25 protein-coding genes are annotated in these 25,984 nt (G+C 68.0%); 20 read left to right on the forward strand and 5 right to left on the reverse strand.

Translation table 11 applies throughout. The features are described 5' to 3' along the window. Nucleotides 1-47 precede the first annotated feature (47 nt). Together QTH87_RS02895 and QTH87_RS02900 are read left to right on the forward strand one after the other, a co-directional pair. Complete coding sequence (locus QTH87_RS02895) at nucleotides 48-926, forward strand: lysophospholipid acyltransferase family protein (RefSeq protein ID WP_286606712.1); 879 nt, start codon at nucleotides 48-50, stop codon at nucleotides 924-926. Further along, nucleotides 923-1,807 (forward strand): LpxL/LpxP family acyltransferase, encoded by an 885-nt coding sequence (locus QTH87_RS02900; protein ID WP_286606713.1) that lies wholly within the window; start codon nucleotides 923-925, stop codon nucleotides 1,805-1,807. The genes QTH87_RS02895 and QTH87_RS02900 overlap by 4 nt, the downstream gene beginning before the upstream one ends. Nucleotides 1,808-1,824: 17 nt before the next feature. Here QTH87_RS02900 and QTH87_RS02905 read toward each other — a convergent pair whose 3' ends face one another. Both QTH87_RS02905 and yihA read right to left on the reverse strand, forming a co-directional pair. Continuing rightward, the gene (locus QTH87_RS02905; protein ID WP_286606714.1) at nucleotides 1,825-2,742 is read right to left on the reverse strand and encodes an alpha/beta fold hydrolase; all 918 of its coding nucleotides are present in this window, start codon (nucleotides 2,740-2,742) and stop codon (nucleotides 1,825-1,827) included. A gap of 50 nt (nucleotides 2,743-2,792) precedes the next feature. Further along, nucleotides 2,793-3,545 carry a ribosome biogenesis GTP-binding protein YihA/YsxC gene (yihA, locus tag QTH87_RS02910; protein ID WP_286606715.1) on the reverse strand — a complete coding sequence of 251 codons (753 nt, stop codon included), beginning with the start codon at nucleotides 3,543-3,545 and terminating at the stop codon, nucleotides 2,793-2,795. Nucleotides 3,546-3,616: 71 nt separating this feature from the next. Between yihA and QTH87_RS02915 the strand changes: the two genes are divergently transcribed. From QTH87_RS02915 to msrQ, 5 genes are all read left to right on the forward strand, one after another. Further along, nucleotides 3,617-4,294: a c-type cytochrome gene (locus QTH87_RS02915; RefSeq protein ID WP_286606717.1), complete on the forward strand. Its 678-nt coding sequence runs from the start codon at nucleotides 3,617-3,619 to the stop codon at nucleotides 4,292-4,294. A gap of 107 nt (nucleotides 4,295-4,401) precedes the next feature. Beyond that, nucleotides 4,402-6,555: a cytochrome c biogenesis protein ResB gene (locus QTH87_RS02920; RefSeq protein ID WP_286606718.1), complete on the forward strand. Its 2,154-nt coding sequence runs from the start codon at nucleotides 4,402-4,404 to the stop codon at nucleotides 6,553-6,555. Further along, on the forward strand, nucleotides 6,552-7,868 hold the full coding sequence (ccsB, locus tag QTH87_RS02925) for a c-type cytochrome biogenesis protein CcsB (RefSeq protein ID WP_286606720.1): 1,317 nt from the start codon (nucleotides 6,552-6,554) through the stop codon (nucleotides 7,866-7,868). The genes QTH87_RS02920 and ccsB overlap by 4 nt, the downstream gene beginning before the upstream one ends. 113 nt (nucleotides 7,869-7,981) lie before the next feature. Next, entirely contained in the window at nucleotides 7,982-8,980 is a 999-nt protein-coding gene (gene msrP, locus QTH87_RS02930) for a protein-methionine-sulfoxide reductase catalytic subunit MsrP (protein WP_286606722.1), read from the forward strand. 68 nt (nucleotides 8,981-9,048) lie between these two features. Continuing rightward, complete coding sequence (gene msrQ / locus QTH87_RS02935) at nucleotides 9,049-9,693, forward strand: protein-methionine-sulfoxide reductase heme-binding subunit MsrQ (RefSeq protein WP_286606723.1); 645 nt, start codon at nucleotides 9,049-9,051, stop codon at nucleotides 9,691-9,693. Nucleotides 9,694-9,709: 16 nt separating this feature from the next. Here msrQ and lysA read toward each other — a convergent pair whose 3' ends face one another. Beyond that, the gene (gene lysA / locus QTH87_RS02940) at nucleotides 9,710-10,990 is read right to left on the reverse strand and encodes a diaminopimelate decarboxylase (protein WP_286606725.1); all 1,281 of its coding nucleotides are present in this window, start codon (nucleotides 10,988-10,990) and stop codon (nucleotides 9,710-9,712) included. After that, entirely contained in the window at nucleotides 10,987-11,268 is a 282-nt protein-coding gene (lptM, locus tag QTH87_RS02945) for an LPS translocon maturation chaperone LptM (RefSeq protein WP_286606727.1), read from the reverse strand. The genes lysA and lptM overlap by 4 nt, the downstream gene beginning before the upstream one ends. Nucleotides 11,269-11,280: 12 nt before the next feature. Between lptM and cyaY the strand changes: the two genes are divergently transcribed. Further along, on the forward strand, nucleotides 11,281-11,610 hold the full coding sequence (gene cyaY / locus QTH87_RS02950; protein WP_286606729.1) for an iron donor protein CyaY: 330 nt from the start codon (nucleotides 11,281-11,283) through the stop codon (nucleotides 11,608-11,610). On the opposite strand, the gene QTH87_RS02955 is transcribed toward cyaY, so the two are convergent. After that, the gene (locus QTH87_RS02955) at nucleotides 11,600-14,005 is read right to left on the reverse strand and encodes a penicillin-binding protein 1A (RefSeq protein ID WP_286606730.1); all 2,406 of its coding nucleotides are present in this window, start codon (nucleotides 14,003-14,005) and stop codon (nucleotides 11,600-11,602) included. The two genes, cyaY and QTH87_RS02955, sit on opposite strands and share 11 nt — an antisense overlap. 240 nt (nucleotides 14,006-14,245) lie before the next feature. Between QTH87_RS02955 and QTH87_RS02960 the strand changes: the two genes are divergently transcribed. From QTH87_RS02960 to QTH87_RS03015, 12 genes are all read left to right on the forward strand, one after another. Continuing rightward, nucleotides 14,246-15,325 carry a pilus assembly protein PilM gene (locus QTH87_RS02960; protein WP_286606731.1) on the forward strand — a complete coding sequence of 360 codons (1,080 nt, stop codon included), beginning with the start codon at nucleotides 14,246-14,248 and terminating at the stop codon, nucleotides 15,323-15,325. Continuing rightward, on the forward strand, nucleotides 15,322-15,957 hold the full coding sequence (locus QTH87_RS02965; RefSeq protein ID WP_286606733.1) for a PilN domain-containing protein: 636 nt from the start codon (nucleotides 15,322-15,324) through the stop codon (nucleotides 15,955-15,957). Before QTH87_RS02960 ends, QTH87_RS02965 begins: the two co-directional genes overlap by 4 nt. 6 nt (nucleotides 15,958-15,963) lie before the next feature. Next, nucleotides 15,964-16,641: a type IV pilus inner membrane component PilO gene (locus QTH87_RS02970; RefSeq protein ID WP_286606735.1), complete on the forward strand. Its 678-nt coding sequence runs from the start codon at nucleotides 15,964-15,966 to the stop codon at nucleotides 16,639-16,641. Further along, entirely contained in the window at nucleotides 16,638-17,177 is a 540-nt protein-coding gene (locus QTH87_RS02975) for a pilus assembly protein PilP (protein ID WP_286606737.1), read from the forward strand. The genes QTH87_RS02970 and QTH87_RS02975 overlap by 4 nt, the downstream gene beginning before the upstream one ends. Then, on the forward strand, nucleotides 17,174-19,324 hold the full coding sequence (locus tag QTH87_RS02980) for a type IV pilus secretin PilQ (protein ID WP_286606740.1): 2,151 nt from the start codon (nucleotides 17,174-17,176) through the stop codon (nucleotides 19,322-19,324). Before QTH87_RS02975 ends, QTH87_RS02980 begins: the two co-directional genes overlap by 4 nt. A 23-nt stretch (nucleotides 19,325-19,347) precedes the next feature. Next, complete coding sequence (locus QTH87_RS02985; RefSeq protein WP_286606742.1) at nucleotides 19,348-19,920, forward strand: shikimate kinase; 573 nt, start codon at nucleotides 19,348-19,350, stop codon at nucleotides 19,918-19,920. 16 nt (nucleotides 19,921-19,936) lie between these two features. After that, nucleotides 19,937-21,037, forward strand: a complete 1,101-nt coding sequence (gene aroB / locus QTH87_RS02990; protein WP_444812750.1) for a 3-dehydroquinate synthase — start codon at nucleotides 19,937-19,939, stop codon at nucleotides 21,035-21,037. 19 nt (nucleotides 21,038-21,056) lie between these two features. Continuing rightward, nucleotides 21,057-22,187 (forward strand): deoxyguanosinetriphosphate triphosphohydrolase, encoded by a 1,131-nt coding sequence (locus QTH87_RS02995; RefSeq protein WP_286606745.1) that lies wholly within the window; start codon nucleotides 21,057-21,059, stop codon nucleotides 22,185-22,187. A 176-nt stretch (nucleotides 22,188-22,363) separates the two neighbouring features. Next, complete coding sequence (locus QTH87_RS03000; RefSeq protein ID WP_286606746.1) at nucleotides 22,364-23,620, forward strand: MFS transporter; 1,257 nt, start codon at nucleotides 22,364-22,366, stop codon at nucleotides 23,618-23,620. Next, nucleotides 23,617-24,192 (forward strand): DUF1415 domain-containing protein, encoded by a 576-nt coding sequence (locus QTH87_RS03005; RefSeq protein ID WP_286606747.1) that lies wholly within the window; start codon nucleotides 23,617-23,619, stop codon nucleotides 24,190-24,192. Before QTH87_RS03000 ends, QTH87_RS03005 begins: the two co-directional genes overlap by 4 nt. Beyond that, nucleotides 24,189-25,133 (forward strand): class I SAM-dependent methyltransferase, encoded by a 945-nt coding sequence (locus tag QTH87_RS03010; protein WP_286606749.1) that lies wholly within the window; start codon nucleotides 24,189-24,191, stop codon nucleotides 25,131-25,133. The genes QTH87_RS03005 and QTH87_RS03010 overlap by 4 nt, the downstream gene beginning before the upstream one ends. A gap of 47 nt (nucleotides 25,134-25,180) precedes the next feature. Continuing rightward, a complete protein-coding gene (locus tag QTH87_RS03015) occupies nucleotides 25,181-25,876 on the forward strand; it encodes a transposase (RefSeq protein ID WP_286606751.1) in 696 nt (231 codons plus the stop codon). The last annotated feature ends 108 nt before the right edge of the window (nucleotides 25,877-25,984 follow it).

A 25,984-nucleotide genomic window follows, 5' to 3' on the forward strand; every position in this document is an offset into this window, starting at 1 on the left:
CGTGCCTCTGCCTGGTGCGCGCGTCCTGTTCCGTCCCCTTTGGCTTCATGATTTTTCTGTTCCGATTGCTCGCCCGCGTTCCGCTGCCCTGGATGCACGCGCTGGGCGGCGGGCTGGGCTGGCTGGTCTGGTGGCTGGCGCCCGACTACCGGCGGCGCTTCAGGGAGAACGCCGAGGCCGCAGGCTTCAGCCCCGAGCAGTACCGTCCCGCGATCACGGCCGCCGGCGCCATGGTCGGCGAACTGCCGTGGGTGTGGGCGCGGCCGCGCGGCGAGAGCCTGCTGCCGCACATCCTGCGCTGGGACGGCGTGGAGGCCTTCGAGGCCGCGCTGGCCGAGCGCAAGGGCGTGATCCTGGTCTCGCCGCACCTGGGCAGCTGGGAGACCTTCGGCCAGGCTGTCGGCGAGCGCTTCTTCGAGGCCTACGGCCCGATCACCGCGCTGTTCAGGCCGGCGCGCAAGAAGTTCATGGCCGAGCTGATCGCGGGTTCGCGCGACCGGCCCGGCCTGCAGACCCTGCCCACCACCGTGGCCGGTGTTCGCGGCCTGATCCGCACGCTGCGCAGCGGCGGCTACACCGGCCTCCTGCCCGACCAGGTGCCTCCGCTCGGCCAGGGCGTGTGGGCGCCGTTCTTCGGTCGGCCCGCCTACACGATGACGCTGCTGCCGCGCCTTGCGCAGCAGACCGGCGCGCGCGTCTTCCTCGGCGTCTGCGAGCGGCTGCCGCGCGGTGCCGGCTACGCCATCCGCTTCGAGCCCTTCGACGGCACCGCGATGAGCGACTCCAAGGCCACGCCCGAAGCAGCCGCGGCCGCCATGAACGAGGGCATCGAGAGGCTGATCCGCAGCCTGCCCGGCCAGTACGTCTGGGACTATGCGCGCTACAAGCAGCCGCGCGGCGAAGCGGCGCCGGAGGTCGCGAAATGAGCCTGACCTCGAGACTCGGCATCGGCTTCATGCGTTCGCTGGCGCACGTGCCTTTCGGCTTCGTGCGCGGCTTCGGCGCGGTCCTCGGGCGCGTGCTGTACGTGCTGGCGGTGCCGCGGCGGCGCGTGGTGGACACCAATCTCGCGCTGTGCTTTCCCGACCGGACCCCGGCCGAGCGCGAACGCATGGCGCGCGAGAGCTTCGTCTTCGTGGCGCAGTCCTGGCTCGACCGCAGCTGGTTGTGGCATGCGCCCGAGGCGGTCGTCGCGCGCCGCCTCAAGGTGGTCGGCGCCGCGGCCGAGATCGACGAGATCGCGAACGGCCACGAGCCCATGATCCTGTTCGCGCCGCACTTCTACGGGCTCGATGCGGCAGCGACGGCGCTGACCATGCACACCGACCGGCCCTCGACCACCATCTACACCACGCAGCGCGATCCGATGGTCGACCAGTGGGTCAGCGAAGGCCGCAAGCGCTTCGGCAACGTGATCACGCTGAACCGCGTCGACGGCATCAAGCCGATCGTCGCGGGCCTGCGCAAGGGCGGCCTGCTGTACCTGCTGCCCGACATGGACTTCGGCCGCGACCAGACCGTCTTCGTGCCTTTCTACGGCGTGCAGGCGGCCACGGTGCCCTCGCTGTCGCGCTTCGCGCGGCTGGGTCGGGCCAAGGTGGTCCCGGTGGTGTCGAAGCTCACGCCCGAGGGCTACGAGATCCAGGTGCTGCCGGCCTGGCAGGACTTCCCGAGCGACGACGCCGTTGCCGACACGGCGCTCATGAACCGGCGCCTGCAGGGCTACATCGACACCATGCCGTCGCAGTACTACTGGGTGCATCGCCGCTTCAAGACGCGGCCCGAGGGCGAGCCCGGCGTGTACTGAAGCGAGGCGCGCGCGGGTCAGTCGATGCGCCTGCTCTGGAAGGCCTCGATCTGCTCGGCGACGAACCGGGGCTGCTCGTGCACGATCCAGTGCGTGGCGCCCGGCACCTTGACGACTTCGAGTTTCGGCACGTAGGCGTCCAGGCCTTCGAGCAGGCCCGGCAGCAGCGCCATGTCGTCGAGCGCCCACAGCACCAGCGTCGGCACCTCGACGCGAACCTTCTCGGGCGGCGGCATCGGGATCTCGTGCGCCGGCTGGCCGGGCAGCGCGGGCTTCAGCGGCGTCACGCGATAGAGGTTGCAGGCGCCCGTGAGGCCCGCGTCCCAGACCTCGCGGTATTGGTCCTTGACCGCTTCGGTGAGCCAGCCGAAGCCTTCGGCGCCCGCCTTCATGTTGAGGAAGAAGGGCCACATGCGGCGGTAGTCGTCTTCCGAGAGCAGGGCCTCCGCATCGGGCCGCGCGAGGAAGTTCATGTAGGCGCTCGCGGCCTGCTGCGAGGGCTCGCGGCTGAGTTCGCGCGCGAAGGTGCCCGGATGCGGCGAATTGACGATCACGAGCCGCCCGAGCCGGTCGGCGTGCCTGTTGCCGAAGCCCCAGCCGAAGGCGCCGCCCCAGTCGTGCGCGACCAGCGTGTCGATGCGGCCCGCCGGGTCCTCGGTCTCGGCCAGCTGCGCCAGGTCCTGCACCAGCAGGTGGGCGCGGTAGGCCTCGACCTCGGTCGGCGAGCTCGACTTCTCGAAGCCTCGCAGGTTGGGCGCGATGCAGCGATAGCCGCCGTGCGCGGGATCGGCGAAGTATTCGAGCAGCGGGTCCCAGATGAAGGCGGCCTCGGGGAAGCCGTGCAGGAACACCATCAACGGCCGGCCCGGTGCACCGGTGGCGCGGCAGCTCAGGGTGGTGCCGTTGGGCAGTGCCCGGGAAAAGGTCTCGATCACGCGTGTCTCCTTGGTTGTCGTCGGGGCGACGGGAGCCTGCGCGCTGTCGGTCAGGGCTGCTCGTCGACGGGTTCGGTCTCGGGCTCGGCGCCCGCGGGCGGCTGGACGCCCTCGGGATGGGCCCAGCGCCACAGCAGCTCGGCCGCCTCGTCGACGCCGTGCAGCTTCAGGGCCGAGAACAGTTTGACCTCGCCGCCGCCGGCCTGCAGTCGCGCAATCGACAGTGCCTTGGCGCCTTCGGCGCGCGTGAGCTTGTCGGACTTGGTCAGCAGCACGAGGAACTTGAGGCCCTGCTCGACCCGCGGACGGATGACGTCGAGCAGGATCTCGTCGAGCTCGGTCAGGCCATGGCGCGGATCGCACATCAGCACCACGCCGCGCAGGTTCTCGCGCGTCATGAGGTAGTTGCCCATCACGCGCTGCCAGCGCAGCTTGGCTTCCTTGGGCACGGCGGCATAGCCGTAGCCCGGCAGGTCGGCCAGCACCGCATCGTCGACCTTCTGCTTGCCGACGCCGAACAGGTTGATGTGCTGCGTGCGGCCCGGCGTCTTCGAGGCGAAGGCCAGCCGATGCTGCTGCGTGAGGGTGTTGATGGCGGTGGACTTGCCGGCATTCGAGCGGCCCACGAAGGCGATCTCGGGCAGCTCGAAGGGCGGCAGGTGCTCGAGCTGGGGAGCGCTCGTGAGGAAGTGTGCGGTGTGCAGCCAGCCCCTAGCGACGCGGGCGCGTTCGGCGGCTTCCGGGTCTGCCACGCTGGTCTTGCGGGAGTAGCTGGGGGCGGGCTTCCGCGGCGCGGTGGTCATCGATCAAGCTTTCGGTATGGGGCGCCATTGTAGAATCGCCGGGTTTTGCGCCATAAATCCAAGCCCCCGATATGAAGTTGTTTGCCAAAATCATGCTTGCAGCCCTGTTGGGCGCCGCCGCCAGTGTCAGCTTCTCGGCTGACGCGCCTGCCGCCAAGCCGGCCGCAGCCGAGGCGCCTCCCAAGGCGGCCAAGCCTGATCCAGCCAAGGGCGACACCATCTTCAATGCGACTCCGGCCAACAGCCAGAGCTGTGCCTCGTGCCACAACGCCGACGGCAACTCGGCGATCGCGGCCAACCCCAAGCTGGCGCAGCAGCACCCCGAATACATCTACCGGCAGCTGCAGGACTTCAAGTCCGGCAAGCGCAAGAGCGCGATCATGAAGCCGCTGGCCTCGGCCCTGTCGGACGAGGACATGCGCAACATCGCCTGGTTCGTCGCCTCGAAGAAGATCAAGCCCGGCTTCTCGAAGGAGAAGGACCTGGTCGGCCTCGGCGAGCGCATCTTCCGCGGCGGCGTCGCCGACCGCCAGATCCCGGCCTGCGCCGGCTGCCACAGCCCCAATGGCGCCGGCATTCCCGCGCAGTACCCGCGCCTGGGTGGCCAGCACGCCGACTACACGGCGCAGCAGCTCAACCTGTTCCGCGAGGGCGGACGCCTCAATTCGCCGGTCATGACCGGTGTCGCGGCCAAGCTCAGCAACAAGGAAATCACGGCGGTGTCCGACTACATCGCCGGCCTGCGCTGAAAGCTCTCCTCCCGACACTGAACCTACCGCCGATAACAAACTCCTAACAAGGCGGGTCCATCCGGCAAGGATGGCCCGCCTTGTTCATTTTCCGAACCGCGCCTTCCATGTCAGTTTCCACCCACGGCCTTCGAGTGCGGCGCGGACCCCAGGCGGTCCGGGCGGCGGTGGAACTGTTCTCGTCGATGCGCTTCGCGATCGCGCTGCTGACCATCATCTGCATCGCCTCGATCATCGGCACCGTGCTCAAGCAGCACGAGCCCTTCGGCAACTACGTCAACCAGTTCGGGCCGTTCTGGGCCGAGCTGTTCCGCGCCGCCCGCCTCGACGCGATCTACAGCGCCTGGTGGTTCCTGCTGATCCTGCTGTTCCTCGTCATCAGCACCTCGCTGTGCATCGCGCGCAATACGCCGCGCATCCTGGGCGACCTCCGGAACTACAAGGAAGACATCCGGGTGCGCAGCCTCAAGGCCTTCGGCCAGCGGGCGCAGGCCCGGCTGGACGAGACGCCCGAGGCGGCAGCCCGGCGCATCGGGCAACTGCTCGCGGGCGGCGGCTGGAAGGTCAAGCTGCAGCAGCGCGAGGGCGTGGGCGACGGCAATGGCTGGATGGTCGCGGCGCGCGCGGGCGGCGCCCACAAGCTGGGCTACATCGCGGCGCACAGCGCGATCGTGCTGATCTGCATCGGCGGCCTGTTCGACGGCGACCTCGTGGTGCGCGCCCAGACCTGGTTCAACGGCAAGAGCGTCTACCAGGGCGGCGGCCTGATCGCCGACGTCGCGCCCGAGCATCGCCTGTCGCCGCGCAACCCGACCTTCCGCGGCAACATCCTGGTGCCCGAGGGTGCGCGCTCGAGTGTCGCCATCCTGAACCAGGCCGACGGCGTGCTGCTGCAGGACCTGCCGTTCTCGATCGAGCTCAAGAAGTTCGTGGTCGACTACTACTCGACCGGCATGCCCAAGCTGTTCGCGAGCGAAGTGGTGCTGCACGACCGCGTGACTGGCGAGCAGTTTCCCAAGCGCATCGAGGTCAACCATCCTGCCAGCTACAAGGGCGTCGAGATCTACCAGTCGAGCTTCGACGACGGCGGCTCGAGCGTGAAGCTCAAGGCGGTGCCGATGGCCGCGTCCGCCAGGCCCTTCGAGGTCGACGGCACCATCGGCGGCAGCAGCGAGATCACCAACGGCACCGACCGCCTGACACTCGAGTTGGTGTCGCTGCGCGTCATCAACGTCGAGAACTTCGCCGATGGCAACGCCGGTGCGCTGACCAGCGGCGCCGACGTGCGCAAGGTCGACCTGCGCAACGGGATCGAGTCGCGCCTGGGCGCTGCCAACAAGGTCAACAAGCCCAAGGTGCTGCGCAACATCGGCCCCAGCATCGGCTACAAGCTGCGCGATGCCGCGGGCCAGGCGCGCGAGTTCCAGAACTACATGGTGCCGGTCGACACCGGCGACGGCCAGCCGGTGTTCCTGCTCGGCGTGCGCGAGCGGCCCGAGGATCCGTTCCGCTACCTGCGGGTGCCGGCCGACGAGCAGGGCTCGATGGACGGCTTCGTGCGCATGCGCGCGGCGCTGGCCGATGCCGACCTGCGCGCGCGAGCGATCGATCGCTACATCGCGCGCACCACCGATCCGAAGCGCCCCGAACTGGCGGCGCAGCTGCGCGGCTCGGCGGCGCGTGCGCTGGCACTGTTCGCAGGCGCCGAGCGCGCCAAGGCCGATGCCGTGAGCGCCGGCGGCTGGCAGGCGGTGGCCGAATTCATGGAAGCGAACGTCCCGGAGGCCGAGCGCGAGCGCGCCGCCTCGGTGCTGGTGCGAATCCTCAACGACGTGCTGTTCGAGGTGCTGAACCTGAGCCGCGAGAAAGCCGGGCTGGCCGCCATGCCGGCCGACGAGAAGTCGCAGCTCTATCTCACGCAGGCGGTGCTCGCGATCAGCGACGCGCATTTCTACCCGGCCCCGGTGGCGATGACGATGACCGACTTCAAGCAGGTGCAGGCCAGCGTCTTCCAGGTTGCACGGGCGCCCGGCAAGAACGTGGTCTACCTCGGCTGCCTGTTGCTGATCGTGGGCATTTTTGCGATGCTGTACGTGCGCGAGCGCCGGCTCTGGGTCTGGCTCTCGAACGACGGCGAAGGCGCCCCCGGCAGCGCCGCCACTCTGGCCTTCTCGGTCAACCGCAAGACCATCGACAGCGACCGCGAATTCGAGCACCTGAAGCTCAGGCTGCTCGCCCTCACGAAAGACAACGCGTCATGACCACCACCACGCTCACGCTCAACGACAGCTGGCTTTCACGCCGCAACGCCCTCGACTGGGTGTTCGCGCTGCTGGTGCTGGTCGGCGCCCTGTTCGCCTTCTCGCGCTACCACGCGGCAATGGACGTCTACGAAAAGGCCATCCTCGTGGCGACCGTGCCGGCCGCCATCTGGCTCGGCTGGTTCTGGCGCCCGCTGCAGGTGCTCGCGATGGTGGTCGCGGCCGCGGCGCTGCTGGCCATCGTGTCCTACCAGGGCGACCTGGCGCGTGCGGACACGGTGTTCCAGCTCAAGTACTTCCTCTCGAGCCAGTCGGCCATCCTCTGGATGAGCGTGCTGTTCTTCATGAGCACGCTGTTCTACTGGATCGGCTTCTTCAGCGGCAGGCAGGGCGATGCCATGGACCTGATCGCCTCGCGCCTGGCCTGGGCCGCGGTCACGATGGCGCTCATCGGCACCATGGTGCGCTGGTACGAGAGCCACCAACTGGGCCCCGACATCGGCCACATCCCCGTGAGCAACCTGTACGAGGTCTTCGTGCTGTTCTGCTGGCTCACGGCGGCCTTCTATCTCTACTTCGAAGCGCGCTACGGCACGCGCGCGCTGGGCGCCTTCGTGATGCTGGTGGTCAGCGCCGCGGTCGGCTTCCTGCTCTGGTACACGCTGGTGCGCGACGCCCACGAGATCCAGCCGCTGGTGCCGGCGCTGCAGAGCTGGTGGATGAAGCTGCACGTGCCGGCCAACTTCATCGGCTACGGCACCTTCGCGCTCGCCGCCATGGTTGCCTTCGCCTACCTGATCAAGGAGCAGGCGCACGAGACGCGCTGGTACAAGCTCACGCCGATCTGGCTGCTCGGCGTGGCGCTGTGCTTCGTGCCGGTGGCCTTCCGCCAGCGCGTGCAGGAGGCCGGCGGCAGCTACTGGGTCGGCTATGCCGCCATCTCGGCGCTGATCGCGGCCGGCATCCTGATGGGGCGCAAGCGCATCGCGGCACGGTTGCCGGCCAACGAGGTGCTCGACGACGTCATGTACAAGTCGATCACGGTCGGCTTCGCCTTCTTCACCATCGCCACGGTGCTCGGCGCGCTGTGGGCGGCCGACGCCTGGGGCGGGTACTGGAGCTGGGATCCGAAGGAGACCTGGGCGCTGATCGTCTGGCTCAACTACGCGGCCTGGCTGCACATGCGGCTCGTGAAGGGCCTGCGCGGCACCGTGGCCGCCTGGTGGGCGCTCGGCGGGCTGGCGGTCACGACCTTCGCCTTCCTCGGCGTCAACATGTTCCTGAGCGGGCTGCACAGCTACGGCACGCTGTAGCGGGCACGCAGGCCCGGGGCATGGAATGATCCGGCGGTGCGCTTCGTGCGTAACCGGATCGGGGTTGGCAACGAACTCACCCTGACTGAGCGTTTTCAGGCGAAAGGCATTCCATGTTGATTCATTCCCGCGACGACGGCTTCCACCATCCGCGCTCGAGCGAGATCACGCCGCGCGGCGTCTACGAGGGCCGGCGCGACATGCTGCGCTGGATGGCCGGCGGTGTCGCCGGTGCCGCCATGGCCTCGTGGGCCGCGCGCGACGCGTTGGCGCAGGCCGCGGCGCCCGGCAAGCTGGCGCCCCTCGTCGGCGCGAAATCCGCGGTGCCGGGCGCGCAGACCATGGAGAAGCTGACCGACTACAAGGACGCGACCAGCTACAACAACTTCTACGAGTTCGGCACCGACAAGGGCGACCCCGTGAAGAATGCCGGCACGCTCAAGACGCGGCCCTGGACGGTCGAGGTCGAGGGCCTGGTCAAGAAGCCGGGCAAGTACGGCATCGAGGACCTGCTCAAGCTCAGCGCGCAGGAAGAGCGCATCTACCGCCTGCGCTGCGTCGAGGGCTGGTCGATGGTCATTCCGTGGGTCGGCTATTCGCTCGCCGAGCTGATCAGGAAGGTCGAGCCGCAGGGCAATGCCAAGTACGTCGAGTTCCTCACGCTGGCCGACCCCAAGACCATGCCCTTCGTCGGCTCGCGCGTGCTCGACTGGCCCTATGCCGAGGGCTTGCGCATGGACGAGGCGATGCACCCGCTCACGCTGCTGACCTTCGGCATGTACGGCGAAGTGCTGCCGAACCAGAACGGCGCGCCGGTGCGCATCGTGGTGCCGTGGAAATACGGCTTCAAGAGCGCCAAGTCGATCGTCAAGATCCGCTTCGTCGAGAAGGAGCCCGGCACCGCCTGGAACAAGGCCGCGGCGCAGGAGTACGGCTTCTATTCCAACGTCAACCCGAACGTCGACCATCCACGCTGGAGCCAGGCCACCGAGCGGCGCATCGGCGATGGCGGCGGCCTGTTCGCCAAGCGCAACAAGACGCTGATGTTCAACGGCTACGAAGCCCAGGTCGGCCAGATGTACGCCGGCATGGACTTGAAGAAGAATTACTGAGACTTGCGGGACAGACCAAGTAACCGCGCACCGGCTCGTGCTCCGCCAACAACAGACCCAAGGGACCCGTGAAAAAGCTGTTGCTGCACCCGGCCGCGAAGCCGATCGTGTTCGTGCTGTGCCTGCTGCCCTTCGCATGGCTGGTCTACGGCGCGTTCACCGATGGCCTCGGGGCCAACCCGGCCGAGCACCTGATCCGCGCTACCGGCGACTGGACCTTGCGCTTCCTGTGCATCGTGCTGGCCGTGACGCCGCTGCGGGTCATGACCGGGGTCAACGCGCTGGCGCGCTTTCGCCGCATGCTGGGCCTGTTCGTCTACTTCTACGTCGTGATTCACCTGCTGAGCTACGGCTGGTTCGACATGGGCTTCGACGTGCCCGACATCGCCCGGGACATCGCCAAGCGGCCGTTCATCCTGGTCGGCTTCTCGGCCTTCGTGCTGCTGACGCCGCTGGCCGCGACCTCGTTCAACCGGGCGATCAAGGCCATGGGCGCGAAGCGCTGGCAGGCGCTGCACCGGCTGGTGTACCTCGTAGCCGGACTCGGGCTGCTGCACTTCTTCTGGATGCGCGCCGGCAAGAACAACTTCGCCGAGGTCTTCGTCTATGCCGGCATCATCGCGCTGCTGCTGGGCTGGCGCGTCTGGAACTTCCTCGGCAAGCGAAAGGGTGCAGCAACGCGCGCTGCGCCGCGCATCCAGCCCGGCAAGTGAGCGCGCCGGGCCTGCGCTAGAAACGTTCGGCCAGCAGCTGGTCGTCGAGGGTCTCGCGGCGCCGGATCAGGGTGGCGTGGCTGCCGCTCACGAGCACCTCGGCCGCGCGGCCGCGGGTGTTGTAGTTGCTTGCCATCGCCATGCAGTAGGCACCCGCCGAGAGCACGGCGAGCCGGTCGCCGGTGGCGACCTGCAGCGTGCGGTCGCGTCCGATCCAGTCGCCGCTCTCGCAGATCGGGCCGACCACGTCGTAGCTCACGGCGGCCGCAGCAGCGCGCTCGACCACCGGAACGATCTGGTGGAAGGCCTGGTACATCGCGGGACGCGGCAGGTCGTTCATCGCCGCATCGACGATGCAGAAGTTTTTTTCCTCGCCGGGCTTCAGGTACAGCACTTCGGTCACGCAGACACCGGCATTGCCCACCAGCGAGCGGCCCGGCTCGACGATCAGCCTGCGGCCACCGAAGCCGCGCGCATCGAGGCGCGCGAGCAGCTGCTTCCACAGCGCGTCCGCGGCCGGCGGGGTGTCGCCGTTGTAGTCGATGCCCAGGCCGCCGCCGAAGTCCAGGTGATGCAGCGGCACGCCCGCAGCCTCGATGGCCTCCACCAGGTCGAGGACGCGCTCGAGCGCCTCGAGGTAGGGTGCCGACTCGGTGATCTGCGAGCCGATGTGGCAATCGATGCCGAGCACCTGCAGGCCCGCGAGCGAAGCGGCATGGCGGTAGATCGCGACCGCACGGTCGTGCGCGACGCCGAACTTGTTGCCCTTGAGGCCGGTCGAGATGTAGGGATGCGTCTTCGGATCGACATTCGGATTGATGCGGATGCTGACGCCGGCGCGCCGCCCGGGCTGCTCGCGTGCGACTTCGTCGAGCACGTCGAGCTCGGCCTCGCTCTCGACGTTGAAGCAGGCGATGCCGGCCTCGAGCGCCTGGCGCATCTCGGCCCGGGTCTTGCCGACGCCGGAAAAGATCACGCGGGAGGGGTCTGCACCGGCCGCGAGCACGCGCGAGAGCTCGCCGCCCGAGACGATGTCGAAGCCGCAGCCGGCCTCGGCGAAGACCCGCAGCACGCCGAGCGAGGAATTGGCCTTGATCGCATAGCAGATCATGGCGTCGCGGCCCTCGAAGCCGCGCTGATAGGCAGCGAGGGCGTCGAGCATCCATTGCCTCGAATAGACGAAGAGGGGCGTCCCGAATTCCTGCGCGAGCGCAGACAGCGGCCGGCCTTCGACATGGAGCTCGCCGTCGCGGCGAGCGATGTGGGGGTGGCCGGGAAGATGGTGCGGCTTGCTCATCGGGCGGCTCCGGCGGGGGTGCTGCCGACGGGGGATGCGGCGGGGGGCGCAACGGGTTGGGCTGCGGGCGCCGATGTGCTGCCGGCCGCGGGTGCCTTTTGCGCCGGGTCGGGCTCAACGGCGGGCGTGGGCAGGAGCAGGCCGGGCAGGGTGGTGCGGTCCTTGGCGATCGGATCGGTCGGCAGGTACAGCGCCCCGCGCTGGCCGCAGGCCGTCAATGCGACCCCTAGGACCGCGAGGCCAAGGGCGCTCACTAGAATTTGACGAACATTCAACATGGTGAAATTGTAATGACCGACCCCGAGTACATGGACCGCGCCGAGGCCGCCCTGGCCGCGATCGAACGCGGCTGCGACCGCCTCAACGACGCCACCGACGTCGACCTCGACAACCAGCGGGTCGGCGGCATGATCACGATCAGCTTCGCGAACGGCAGCCAACTGATCGTGAACCTGCAGAAGCCGCTGCAGGAGATCTGGCTCGCCGCACGCTCGGGTGGCTACCACTACCGCCACGACGGCAGGGCCTGGGTCGACACCAAGACCGGCGAGGAGTTCTTCGCCAATCTCTCGCGCGAGGCCACCGCCCAGGGTGGCCAGCCGCTGGTCTTCAGTTCCTGAACAGATCGAGGATGCGGCTGCGTTCCTCGACCGGTGCCGGGGCGCTGATCGGCGGCGCGGCCACGGCTTCCGCCGGCACCGGCGGGCCGCTGTCCACCCCGAGGCTGGCGACGCCGCGGCCCGGTGCGTAGTCGTCGTAGTACCACTCGCCGCCGACGTTGACCACGCCCGGCGGAGCGGGCACCTCGGCCACCGGCACGCCCTTGATGGCCGTCTCCATGAAGTTGATCCAGATCGGCAGGCTCAGTCCGCCGCCGGTCTCGCGGTCGCCGAGCTTGCGCGGCGTGTCGTAGCCCATCCACGCGACTGCCGCCATCGTCGGCTGGAAGCCGGCGAACCAGGCGTCCAGCGAATCGTTGGTGGTGCCGGTCTTGCCGTAGATGTCGGTGCGCTTGAGGGTCGCCTGCGCCTTGGCGGCCGTGCCGCCGCTGGCCACCGACTGCAGCAGGCTGGCCATCATGAAGGCGTTGCGCTGCGGCACCGCCCGCAATGTCTCGTTGAGCAGCGGCGGCTGCTTGTCGACCAGGACCTTGTCCTTGTGGTCGGTCACGCGCGTCACGAGATAGGGATTCACGCGGTAGCCGCCGTTGGCGAACACGGAATAGGCGGTGGCCATCTGCATCGGCGTCACCGAGCCGGCACCGAGCGCCATCGGCAGGTAGGCCGGGTGCTTCTCGCGCTCGAAGCCGAAGTTGGTCACCCAGTCCTGGGCATAGCGGGTGCCGATCGACTGCAGGATCCGGATCGAGACCATGTTCTTCGACCGCATGAGCGCGCGTCGCATCGACATCGGGCCCTCGAAGGTGCCGTCGTAGTTCTTGGGCTCCCAGGGCTGGCCGCCCGTGGTGCCGGCATCGAAGAACAGCGGTGCGTCGTTGATCACGGTGCTCGGCGTGAAGCCCTTCTCGAGCGCCGCCGAGTAGATGAAGGGCTTGAAGCTCGAGCCCGGCTGGCGCCAGGCCTGCGTCACGTGATTGAACTTGTTCTTGTCGAAATCGAAGCCGCCGACCATGGCCTTGATCGCGCCGTCGCGCGGATCCATGGCGACGAAGGCGCCTTCGACCTCGGGCAGCTGCGTGATCTCCCAGGCGCCCTTGGGCGTCTTGACCACCCGGATCACCGCGCCGCGGCGGATCCGGATGTTGGGCGGCGCCTTGTCGGAAAGGCCCGATTGCGCCGGCTTCAGGCCCTCGCCGGTGATCTGCACCGCGTCGCCGTTGCCGCGCACGGCCTGGATCTCCTTGGCGTTGGCCTTGAGCACGACGGCCGACATCACGTCGCCGTTGTCGGGATGCTCGGCCAGCGCGTCGTCGACCGCCTCGTCGAGCGCCGCCGCATCGGTGGGCAGGTCGACGAACTTCTCGGGGCCGCGGTAGATCTGGCGGCGCTCGTAGTCCATGATGCCCTTGCGCAGCGCCCTGTACGCCGCGGCCTGGTCGGCCGCCACCAGCGTGGTGTAGACCTTGAGTCCGCGCGTGTAGGTGCTGTCGCCGTACTGCGCATACATCAGCTGGCGCACGGTCTCGGCCACGTATTCGGCATGCAGCCGGGTCGGGTCGGCGGCGTCGCGCAGGTGCAGTTCTTCCTTGCGTGCCGCGCTCGCCTGCTCGGCGCTGATGAAGCCCGCTTCCTGCATGCGGTCGATGACGTACAGCTGGCGCCCGCGCGCGCGCGCCGGGTTGTTGACCGGGTTGTTGGCGCCCGGCGCCTTGGGCAGGCCGGCCAGCATCGCCGCCTGCGCGATCGTGATCTCCGACAGCGGCTTGCCGAAGTACGCATCGGATGCAGCCGCAAACCCGTAGGCCCGGTTGCCGAGATAGATCTGGTTCAGGTAGATCTCGAAGATCTGGTCCTTGCTCAGCAGGTGCTCGAGCTTGAAGGTCAGCAGCACTTCGTAGATCTTGCGCGTGAGCGTCTTCTCCGAGCTCAGGTAGACGTTGCGCGCCACCTGCATCGTGATGGTCGAGGCGCCCTGGCTCTTGGCCCGATTCATGTTGGCAAGGCCGGCGCGCAGCATGCCCTTGTAGTCGACGCCGCCATGGTCGTAGAAGCGCGCGTCCTCGGCTGCGAGCACGGCATCCTTCATCACCTTCGGAATGGTCGCGATCGGCGTCAGGTTGCGGCGCTCCTCGCCGAACTCGCCGATCAGGATGCCTTCTGCCGAGAAGACGCGCAGCGGCAGCTTGGGCCGATAGTCGGACAGCTCCGAGATGTCGGGCAGGTTCGGATACGCCACCGCGAGCGCCACCGCGATCAGGCAGGCGATGGCCACGGCGCCTGCGACCACCAGGCCCAGGCTCCAGAAAATGATCCGCAGCAACCATGTCAGCCAGGCGGAGCGCTTCTTGGGAACGGGAGCCTTTGCAGGCCCTTTGGGTCGAGAGGTTTCGGGCATGGAGGCTGTGGGAGTCTGTCCGCATTATAAAAACGCCCCGCACGCCCCAGCCCGCTTGGTATCAGTTAGGACCCAAGTACTCGTATTTGTGACGGAAGTTGCAGTTCCAAACGGTTACGTCGACTTTTGACAACGAATGCTCACTCCGCGTGGATTCGCCACTTGGACGCCATTGCGGCTGCTGCTAGCATGCAACCACACGCAATTATTTCCAATCGTTACAAACGGATGGGATCGAACTTGACTGCTTTCGGATCGTTGTTTCGCCGCCAGCCTGCGCCTCTGCTCGGGCTGGACGTCAGTTCCTCCAGCGTGAAGCTGGTCGAGCTGGGCCGTGACGCGAGCGGCAAGTTGGTGCTCGAGCGCTGTGCGATCGAGCCGCTGGAACGCGGCTGGATCACGGACGGCAACGTCGAGAAGTTCGACGAGGTCGCCGAGGCCGTGCGCCGGGTGGTGCGCAAGAGCGGCACCCGCACCAAGAACGTCGCTCTGGCCTTGCCGCCTTCGGCCGTGATCACCAAGAAGATCATCCTGCCCGGCGGCCTGAGCGAGCAGGAACTCGAGATCCAGGTGGAATCCGAGGCCAACCAGTACATCCCGTTCTCGCTCGACGAAGTGAGCCTCGACTTCTGCGTCATGGGGCAGAGCGCCAATTCAGCCGGCGACGTCGAAGTGCTGATCGCCGCATCGCGCAAGGAAAAGGTCCAGGACCGCCAGGGCCTGGCCGAGGCGTCGGGGCTCAAGGCCGTGATCCTCGATGTCGAGTCCTATGCGTCCCGTCTTGCCACTGCGCGCCTGATCGAGCAGCTGCCGGGCCGCGGCGAGGACGCCGTGGTCGCCCTGTTCGAAGTCGGCGCCTTCACGACCAGCATGCAGGTGCTGCGCAACCAGGAAGTGCTGTACGACCGCGACCAGGCCTTCGGCGGCGCCCAGCTGACGCAGCTCATCGTGCGCCAGTACGGTTTCTCGGCCGAAGAGGCCGAGGCCAAGAAGCGCAGCGGCGAACTGCCCGAAGACTACGCCGCGGGCGTCCTCAAGCCCTTCGTGGCCAGCATCGCCCAGGAAATTGCACGGGCGCTCCAGTTCTTCTTCACGAGCACGCCGCACAACCGGGTCGACTACGTCCTGCTGGCCGGTGGCTCGGCGGCGTTGCCGGGGCTCACGAGCGCTGTCACCCGTCAGACCTCCTTTGCCTGCTCGCTCGTGAATCCCTTCGACGGCATGGAAATCGGCAGCGGCATCCGGGAGAAGAAGGTGCGACGCGAAGCGCCGTCCTATCTGACTTCCTGCGGCCTCGCGATGCGGAGGTTCCTGCAGTGATCCTCATCAATCTGCTCCCTCACCGGGAGGCTGCGCGCAAGCGCCGGCGCGAGACCTTCTACGCCACGCTGGGCTTCTCGGCCGTCATCGGTGCGCTGATCGCGGGTGGCGCCTTCCTGTGGTTCCAGGCCCAGATCTCGGGCCAGCAGTCGAAAAACACGCTGCTCAAGACCGAAATCACCAAGCTCGAGGTCGAGATCAAGGAGATCTCCACGCTGCAGGCCGAGATCGCGGCCCTGCGCGCGCGCCAGCAGGCGGTCGAAGACCTGCAGGGCGACCGCAACCTGCCGGTGCACCTGCTCAACGAGCTGGTGCGCCAGCTGCCCGACGGCGTCTACATCACGAGCATGAAGCAGGACAACCAGACCGTCACGCTGCAGGGCATGGCGCAGTCGAACGAGCGTGTCTCCGAACTGCTGCGCAACCTCGGCAACAGCAGCCCGTGGCTGGTCAAGCCCGAGCTGATCGAGATCACCTCGTCGACCGTCAACCTCAGCCCGCGCGACCAGCGCCGGGTTGCCAACTTCAAGATGCGCATCGGCCTCAAGCGGCCAACGGACGCACAGAAACCAGCTGCCGGCGCTGCCGGTGCCAAGCCCGCTGCGGCTGCCGCAGCCAAGGCGAAGGGGTAAGCGCGCATGGCCAAGAAACGCCCCGCCCGAAGCTTCGACCTGGCGCTGTCCATGCGCCGGCTCACGCAGCAGTTCCAGGGACTGAACCCCAACGACCCGTCGATGTGGCCGCCGGTGCCACGCTATGCGCTGTGCGTCGCGGTGGCGGTGGCGGTGCTGGCTGCCCTCTGGTTCGTCTGGCTCACCAACTCGAACGACGAACTCGAGGCTGAGCGCGCCAAGGAAGTCGTGCTGCGCGCCGACTTCCAGAAGAAGGTCGCGCAGGCCGCCAACCTCGATCTGCTCAAGAAGCAGCGCGAGCAGGTCCAGCAGTACGTCACCTTGCTCGAGAAGCAACTGCCCAGCAAGGCCGAGATGGATGCCCTGCTGTCCGACATCAACCAGGCAGGCCTCGGCCGCAGCCTGCAGTTCGAGCTGTTCCGCCCCGGTCAGGTCTCGGTGAAGGACTACTACGCCGAGCTGCCGATCGCCGTGCGCGTCACCGGTCGCTATCACGACATGGGCTCGTTCGCCGCCGACATCGCGAACCTGTCGCGCATCGTGACGCTGAACAATCTGTCGGTCTCGCCCAACAAGGACGGCACCCTGGTCATGGATGCCACCGCGCGCACCTACCGCTACCTCGACGAGGAAGAGCAGGCCGCGCAGAAGCGCGCCGCAGCTCCGGGAGCGAAGAAGAAATGAGAACGCTGCGCCTCCTCTGGCTCGCCCTCGGCGCGCTCGCACTTTCCGGCTGCTTCAACTCCGAGCAGCAGGACCTCCAGCGCTGGATGGCCGATCAGCGGGCCCAGGTCAAGCCCACGGTGCCGCCGATCAGCGAGCCGAAAAAATTCACGCCCCAGGCTTACACCGAAGCGGCGGCCTTCGACCCGTTCAACATGCAGAAGCTGACCCAGGCGCTGCGCCGCGACTCGGCACAGCCGAGCACGTCGGGCCTGATCGCGCCGGAACTCGCTCGCCGCAAGGAGGCGCTCGAGTCTTTCCCGCTCGACTCCATGGCGATGGTCGGCAGCCTGAGCCGCAATGGCCAGCCGGTCGCGCTGATCAGCGTCGACAAGCTCCTCTATCAGGTGCGGGTGGGCAACTACCTCGGACTCAATTACGGGCGAATCACCCGTATCGGCGAAACCGAACTCGGCTTGCGTGAAATCGTGCAGGACGCCGCCGGTGAATGGATCGAACGCGTGGCGACGCTGCAGTTGCAAGAGAAGGCGAAATGAACCAACTAAATTCCAAGCTCGCGCAGTGGCTGCGCCTGACCGGTGCGGCTGTCATCGCGTTCAGCGCGGCGGCGGTGGTGCACGCGCAGAACGCGATCGAGTCGGTCACGAGCTCGATGCAGTCGGGCGCCGAAGTGGTCCGCATCGACTTCAGCCAGCCGCTCGCGGCAGCGCCTGCCGGCTTCGCGATCCAGTCGCCGGCGCGTGTCGCACTCGACTTCCCCGGCGTCACCAACGCCATCGGCCGCTCCGCCATCGAGGTCAACCAGGGCAACCTGCGTTCGGTCAACGTGGTGCAGGCCGGCGAACGCACGCGCCTCGTGCTCAATCTCAAGCAGGCCACCGCCTACCGCACCGAGGTGCAGGGCAAGTCTCTGCTGGTCTCGCTCGAGCCGGTGGTCGGCGCGGCGCAAGTCACCTCGACGCCCGCTGCCTTCGCCGAGAACCGCAACCGCGACACGCTGCCCCTGCGTGACGTCGACTTCCGTCTCGGCAGCGACAACACCGGCCGCGTGATCGTCGACCTGGCCAACAACCAGACCGGCGTCGACATCCGCCAGCAGGGCAAGAACCTGGTGGTCGAATTCACCAAGTCGACCCTGCCCGAGGGCCTGCGCCGCCGCCTCGACGTCTCCGACTTCGGCACGCCCGTGCAACTCGTGACCACCCAGCAGGTGGGCGACCGCGTGCGCATGGTGATCGAGCCGCGCGGCGAATGGGAGCACAGCGCCTACCAGAGCGAGAACCAGTTCGTGGTCGAGGTTCGTCCTCGCAAGATCGATCCGACCAAGCTCACGCAGGGCATCGGCTACAACGGCGAGAAGCTGTCGCTGAACTTCCAGAACATCGAGGTGCGCTCGCTGCTGCAGGTGATCGCCGACTTCACGAACTTCAATATCGTGACCTCCGACTCGGTGGCCGGTTCGCTCACGCTGCGCCTCAAGGACGTGCCCTGGGACCAGGCGCTCGACATCATCCTGCAGGCCAAGAACCTCGGCATGCGCAAGAACGGCAGCGTGCTGTGGATCGCGCCCAAGGACGAGATCAACGCCAAGGAAAAGATGGAGTTCGAGGCCCAGGCCGCGATCCAGAACCTGGAGCCGCTGCGCACCCAGGCCTTCCAGCTCAACTACACCAAGGCGCTCGAAATCGCCCGCGGCCTGACCGGCACCGGCGTCCAGAGCGGTGGCGGCGGCGGCGGTGGCTCCACCACCCGTATCCTGAGCCCGCGCGGCAGCGTGATCGCCGAAGCGCGCACGAACCAGCTGTTCGTTTCTGACATCCCGTCGCGCCTGCTGCAGGTGGCGGAACTGATCCAGAAGCTCGACATCCCGGTGCGCCAGGTGCTGATTGAGGCCCGCATCGTCGAAGCCTCCGACACCTTCGGCAAATCGCTCGGCGTGAAGCTCGGCGGCGGTATCGCGGGCGGCTCGGTCGGCTCGGTCAACGGCAGCAACGTCTTTGGCAATGCCGGCGTGATGCCGATCGTGACCCCGGGTGTGAACGGCAATCCTTCGACCGCGACGACGGTCTTCACGAACTCCAACTTCGTGAACCTGCCCTCCACCGGCGTTTCCGGCAACGGCAATGCGCCCGGCACCTTCGCGATCTCGCTGTTCAACTCCAGCTTCTCGCGCATGCTGAACCTCGAAATCTCCGCCCTCGAAGCCGATGGCAAGGGCAAGGTCGTGTCGAGTCCGCGTGTCGTGACTGCCGACCAGACCAAGGCGCTGATCGAGCAGGGCACCGAACTGCCGTATCAGGTCGCGACATCCAGCGGCGCTACCTCGATCGCGTTCCGCAAGGCCAACCTCAAGCTCGAGGTGACCCCGCAGATCACGCCCGAGGGCAACATCATCCTGACGCTCGACGTCAACAAGGACACGGTGGGTCAGCCCACCACTGCGGGCTTCGCGATCAACACCAAGCACGTGCAGACCGAGGTGCTGGTCGAGAACGGCGGCACGGTCGTCATCGGTGGTATCTTCGAGCTCACCGAATCCACCGACGAGTCGCGCATCCCGGTTCTTGGCGAGGTGCCTTATGTGGGCGCCCTGTTCCGGACGCGCACTCGCACTGCCAACAAAACCGAAATGCTCGTCTTCATCACCCCGAAAATGATCACCGACCGCAACGCTGCGCGCTGAGGCGCGCGCGTTGCCAGCCCTGCATGGCGGTCGCACTCGTCGGCTTGCCCGGCGCCGGAAAGTCCGCAATCGGCCGGCGTCTGGCGCAGCGCCTTCAGCTTCCCTTCGTCGATAGCGACCACGTGATCGAGGAGCGGATCGGCTGCTCCATCCGCGATTATTTCGAGCGCGAGGGTGAACTCGGCTTCCGCGACGTCGAGCAGGCTGTCATTGCCGACCTCGCGGCCGATCCCGTCGGCGTGGTGGCCACCGGTGGCGGCTGCGTGCTGCGGCCGGCGAACCGGCAGATGCTGCGTGACCATTTCCACGTCCTCTACCTGCGATCGGCGCCCGAGGACCTGTTCCGGCGCCTGCGGCACGATGTCAAGCGCCCGCTGCTGCAGGTGTCCGATCCGCTCGGGCGGCTGCGCGAACTGCACGACGCCCGCGATCCGCTCTACCGCGAGACCGCCCACGACCTGATCGAGACCGGCCGGCCGTCGCTCGCGACGCTGGTCAACATGATTGTGATGCAGCTCGAACTGGCTGGCGTGGTCGACCCCGACGCCGCAAGGCTTCCCCAGGACCCGCCCGAGCACGGTCCGGGCAGCACCTAAACTCGGGGGCATGCCCATGCCCACCGCCGTCGCGCCCGAACACGTCGAGATCCAGCTCGGCGACCGCAGCTACCCCATCGTGATCGGCAGCGACCTGCTGGGCGATGCCAGCAGTTTTGCCGCGGTGCCGGCGGCCGCTACCGCGCTGATCGTCAGCAACACCACCGTGGCGCCGCTCTATGCGGCCGCTCTGCAGCAAGCGTTGGCCGGGCGCTACCGGGAGGTTCACCTGCTCGAGCTGCCCGACGGCGAGGCGCACAAGGACTGGCAGACGCTGAACCTGATCTTCGACGCCCTGCTGCAGCGCGGCGCCGACCGCAAGACCGTGCTGTACGCGCTGGGCGGCGGCGTGGTCGGCGACATGACCGGCTTCGCGGCCGCCAGCTACATGCGCGGCGTGCCTTTCGTGCAGGTGCCGACCACCCTGCTGGCGCAGGTCGATTCCTCGGTCGGCGGCAAGACCGCGATCAACCACCCGCTCGGCAAGAACATGATCGGCGCCTTCTACCAGCCGCAGCTCGTGCTGTGCGACCTGGCGACGCTGGCCTCGCTGCCGCCGCGCGAGCTCAGCGCCGGGCTGGCCGAGGTCATCAAGTACGGGCCGATCTACGACATGGGCTTCCTGGCCTGGATCGAGGCGAACATCGATGCGCTGATCGCGCGCGATCCGGCCGCGCTCGCGCATGCGGTGAAACGCAGCTGCGAGATCAAGGCCGAGGTCGTGGGCCAGGACGAGCGAGAGGCCGGACTGCGGGCGATCCTCAATTTCGGCCACACCTTTGGCCATGCGATCGAGTCGGGCCTGGGCTATGGCGAGTGGCTGCACGGCGAGGCGGTCGGCTGCGGGATGGTCATGGCGGCGCAGCTGTCGCTGCGGCTCGGCGGTGTCGATGCGGCGTTCGTTGAACGCCTGACGGCGCTGGTGCGGCGCGCAGGGTTGCCGGTGACGGGTCCGGCGCTCGGCGCCGACCGCTACCTCGAACTGATGCGCGTCGACAAGAAGTCCGAAGCCGGCGAGATCCGCTTCGTTGTCATCGACAGGCCCGGCTCGGCCGCGGTGCGCAGCGCCCCCGACGCGATGGTGCGCGAGGTGCTCGCGCAGTGCTGCGCGGCATGAGCCCGAGGGCATCGTCGCGATGAGCCTCGCGCCCTTCGCCAGCGATCCGGCCCGCTCGCGCGGGCGGCTTCATGCGGAGCCGCCGGCACCGACGCGCGATGCCTTCCAGCGCGATCGCGACCGCATCGTGCATTCGACCGCATTCCGGCGCCTGGTCTACAAGACGCAGGTGTTCCTCAACCACGAGGGCGACCTGTTCCGCACCCGGCTCACGCATTCGCTCGAGGTGGCGCAGCTCGGACGCTCGATCGCGCGCGCGCTGGACCTCAACGAAGACCTGGTCGAGGCGATCGCGCTCGCGCACGACCTCGGCCACACGCCCTTCGGCCACGCAGGACAGGACGCGCTCGATGACTGCATGAAGCAGCACGGCGGCTTCGAGCACAACCTGCAGAGCCTGCGGGTGGTGGACGAACTCGAACATCGCTACGCGCGCTACGACGGCCTGAACCTGAGTTTCGAGACTCGCGAAGGCATCCTCAAGCATTGCTCGCGTGCCAATGCCGACCGGCTCGAGGCGATCGAACCCGGCGGGGTGGGGCGGCGCTTCGTGGAACGCACGCAGCCGAGCCTCGAGGCCCAGCTGTGCAACCTGGCCGACGAGATCGCCTACAACGCGCACGACATCGACGATGGCGTGCGCTCGGGGCTGATCGGCATCGAGCAGCTCGGCGAAGTCGCGCTGTTCGAGCGCTACCGCGAACAGGCGCTGGCCGAGCACCCGACGCTGCAGGGCCGCCGGGTGCTCTACGAGACCATCCGGCGCATGCTGAGCGCCCAGGTCTACGACGTCATCGATGCCACGCGCGCAGCGCTCGACGCCACCGCCCCGGCCGACGCCGATGCCGTGCGCCGCAGCGCGCCGCTGGTGCTGTTCGGTGGCGCGATGCGTGCCGAGTCGACCGCGCTCAAGCGTTTCCTGTTCCAGAACCTCTACCGCCATCCGCAGGTGATGCGCACGGCAGACCAGGCCCAGGCCGTGGTGCGCGCGTTGTTCGATGCCTACCTGGCCGACGCCAGCCAGATGCCCGAGGCCTATGCCGCTCACCGCGAGCGCCATCGGGGCGTGGCCGACTACATCGCGGGCATGACCGACCGCTTCGCGATCCGCGAGTACGAGCGCCTCACAGGACAACGGTGGTTGGCATGAGCGCCGCCCGGCCGCCCGAAGGCGCTCGCACCGCAGCCGAAGGCGGAGGTTCTCCCAGGACCGCCGCCCGGCCGCTCGAAGGCGCTCGCACCGCAGCCGAAGGCGGAGGTTTTCCCATGAGCGCCGCCCGGCCGCCCGAAGGCGCTCGCACCGCAGCCGAAGGCGGAGCTACTTCCATGAGCGCCATTCGGCCGCGCCTGCCGGTGGCCGCGCTGGCCGTGGTGGCGGGCGGCGTGGCCGCGGCACTTCACATCGGCAAGCTGCCGCCCGCAGTGACTGCGCTGCAGGCATCGCTGGGCATCGGACTGGTGCAGGCGGGCTTCCTGCTGTCGCTGGTGCAGGTCGCCGGCATGGTGCTGGGTCTCGCCGTGGGGCTTGCCGCCGACGCCATCGGCCTTCGGCGCAGCATGCTCGCGGGCCTGCTGTTGCTGAGCTTCGCGAGCGCGGCCGGCGGTGGCGTGGGTCTGTGGGTCGCGGATCCGGGGACCGCGTTCGCCTGGCTGCTCGCGTTGCGCGCGCTCGAGGGACTCGGCTTCCTGCTGGCCGTGATGCCCGGCCCGGGATTGATCCGGTCGGTGGCGGCCCATGGTTCGGACAAGACGGTGATGGGCCTCTGGGGCAGCTACATGCCGCTCGGCGTGGCGCTCGCGCTGCTGCTCGGGCCGGCCGTGATCGCGCGCGTCGGCTGGCCCGGCTGGTGGCTTGCGTTGGCGGCCACGTCGGCCGTGGCGGCGGCATGGGTCGCGCTCGCGGTACCCGCGGACCGCATGCGGGGCGGCGCACCGGTCGCCGGCGCAGAGGCCTGGTCGGCGCGCCTCGGTGCCACGCTGCGCGCACCCGGCCCGCGAACGCTGGCACTGGCCTTCGCGGTCTATGCCGCGCAATGGATCGCGGTCATCGGCTTCCTGCCGACGATCTACGCCGATGCCGGCGTGCCGGTCGGCTGGAGCGCTGCATTGACCGCGCTGGCGGCGGCAACCAACATCGTCGGCAACGTCACGGGCGGCCGCCTGCTGCAGCGCGGCGTCGCGCCGGTTCGGCTGCTGCGCTGGGGTTTCATCGTGATGGCGCTGGCCAGCCTCGCAGCCTTCGTTCGCGTCGGCGGACCCGATGCCGCCTGGAGCCTGCCACCGGCGCTGCGCCATGTCGCCATCTGCGTCTTCTCGCTTGCCGGCGGCGTGGTGCCTGCGACGCTCTTCATGCTCGGCGTCCGGCTGGCGCCGGGCGGCTCCACCGTCTCGACCACCATCGGGCTGATGCAGCAGGCGTCGTCGCTCGGGCAGTTCCTCGCGCCGCCGGCCGTGGGCTGGCTAGCGCATCGCTTGGGTGGCTGGCAATGGACCTGGGCTCTCACGCTGGGTTGCTCGCTCGTGGGGTTGGCGATGGCGGCGCGGCTGCGTGCGCATCCTGCGCTCGGAAGGACGGCCGCATGACGCCCGAACCCCCCCTGGTCTCGGCGACGCAGGCCGAGGCCGATACCCGGCGCTGGCTCGAGCGCGCCGTGATCGGCCTCAACCTCTGTCCCTTCGCGAAGGCCGTGCATGTGCGTGGCCAGGTTCACTACGCCGTCCATCTCCCGGCCGACGATGCAGGCCTGATCGAGGCGATGATGCGCGAGGCCGAGGCGCTCGCTGCGCTTCCGGCCGCCGAACGCGACACCACTCTTCTGATGGCACCGAACACCTTGTCCGACTTTCTCGATTTCAACGACTTCACGGCGCGCGCGGAGCGGCGACTCGCACGCGCCGGTTTCGAAGGCGTGTTGCAGCTCGCGAGCTTCCATCCGCGCTTCCAGTTCGGTGGCACCGAGCCCGACGACATCACGAATGCCACGAATCGCGCGCCATACCCGACCCTGCACCTGCTGCGCGAGGAGAGCATCGATCGCGCGGTGGAGGCCTTCCCCGATGCCGAAGACATCTTCGGCCGCAACATCCAGACGCTGGAAACGCTCGGCCAGGCCGGCTGGGCCGCACTCGACGTCGGTCCCGGGAGCGCTGCATGAGCCGCCCGACCGCTCCGAAGGCGAATGCCGATGCGCTGCTGCGCGACGGCACGCCAGTCGGCCGCCCGGGCGGCAGGACCTCGTCGAAATCCGCGAAGGCCGAACGCGCCGAGGTGGACGTTCTCGCCGAGCTGCGCCCGGGGCAGTCGGTCGAGCTGCTCAAGGAACTGCACATCCTCACGCGCGAGGGCCGGCTCAATCAGGATTCGCGCCGCAAGCTCAAGCAGGTCTACCACCTGTTCCAGTTCATCGAGAAGCTGCTGCGCGAGCTGCCTGACGAGGGCGCGGCCGCCACCTTGGCCGACCACGGTGCGGGCAAGTCCTACCTCGGCTTCATCATCTACGACCTGTTCTTCAAGCAGGGCGGCAGCGGCCATGTCTATGGCATCGAGACCCGTGCCGAGCTGGTCGAGAAGTCGCGTGCGCTGTCGGCGCGGCTCGGCTTCGACCGCATGTCCTTCCTCAACCTCACGGTGGCAGAGTCGGCCTCGGCCTCGGAGCTGCCGCCGCGTATCGACGTCGTGACCGCGCTGCATGCCTGCGACACGGCAACCGACGACGCGATCGCTTTCGGGCTGGCGAAGAAGGCGCGCTTCATGGTGCTGGTCCCCTGCTGCCAGGCGGAGGTCGCGGCCTGCCTGCGCGAGACCAAGGCGCTCGCGCTGTCGCGCACGCCGCTGGCCGAGCTGTGGCGCCATCCGCTGCACACGCGCGAGATCGGCAGCCAGCTCACCAACGTGCTGCGCTGCCTCTACCTCGAGGCGCACGGCTACCAGGTCACGGTGACCGAGCTCGTGGGTTGGGAGCACAGCATGAAGAACGAACTCATCATCGGCCGCCACACCGGCCAGCGCAACGCCAGCGCGGCGCAGCGGCTGCGCGAACTGCTCGGGCAATTCGGCCTCGAATCGCTGCTCGAGACCCGCTTTCGCCTGCCCTGAGCGCGCCGTCGCGGTTTGCCAGCGCCTCGTCGTCCGCCTTCCTCGCCATGGCCCGATTGCCCCGACTCACGCTCGCCGGCCAGCCGCACCACGTGATCCAGCGCGGCAACAACCGGCAGGCGATCTTCGTCGACCGGGCCGACCGCCAGATGTTTCTGCAGCTGCTGGGCGAGAACGCCCAGCGCTTCGGCGTCGCTTTGCACGCCTACGTGCTCATGGACAACCATTTCCATCTGCTGGCCACGCCCTCGACCGCCGACGGCTTGCCGCAATGGATGCAGGCGGTCGGCCGGCGCTACGTGCGCTACTTCAACGACCGCCATGGCCGCAGCGGAACACTATGGGAAGGCCGCTACAAGTCGACCGTGATCCAGTCGGATCGCTACCTGCTCGCCTGCATGGCCTACATCGACCTGAACCCGGTGCGTGCCGGTGTGGCGGCCGAGGCGCGCGAGCATCCGTGGTCGAGCCATGCGCACTATGCGGGCCTGGCGCAGGATCGGCTGCTCACGCCGCATCCGCTCTACTGGTCGCTGGGCAACACGCCGTTCGCCCGCGAGGCCGCCTATGCCGAAATGGTGCGTGCGGGCCTGTCGATCTCCGCGCAGGCGCTGTTGACCGACGCCACGCTGCACGGTTGGGCAGCCGGCGACACTGAATTCGTCGATTCGTTACAAAAAACGACAGGCCGTAGGACGACGAAGGCGCGTCCGGGGCGCCCCGCGAGGCCTCCGGAACACTAGGGAATACCCCTGGAAATCGCATCAGCCGTGCAGCTATTGCTCACTTTTTTGATATGTCCCCAATTAAAATCTGATCAAAATAATCGGAAATTAAATGGAATCTGACCC

This window comes from Variovorax jilinensis, from assembly GCF_030316885.1.
In the GTDB taxonomy this organism is placed as follows: Bacteria; Pseudomonadota; Gammaproteobacteria; order Burkholderiales; family Burkholderiaceae_C; genus Variovorax; species Variovorax jilinensis.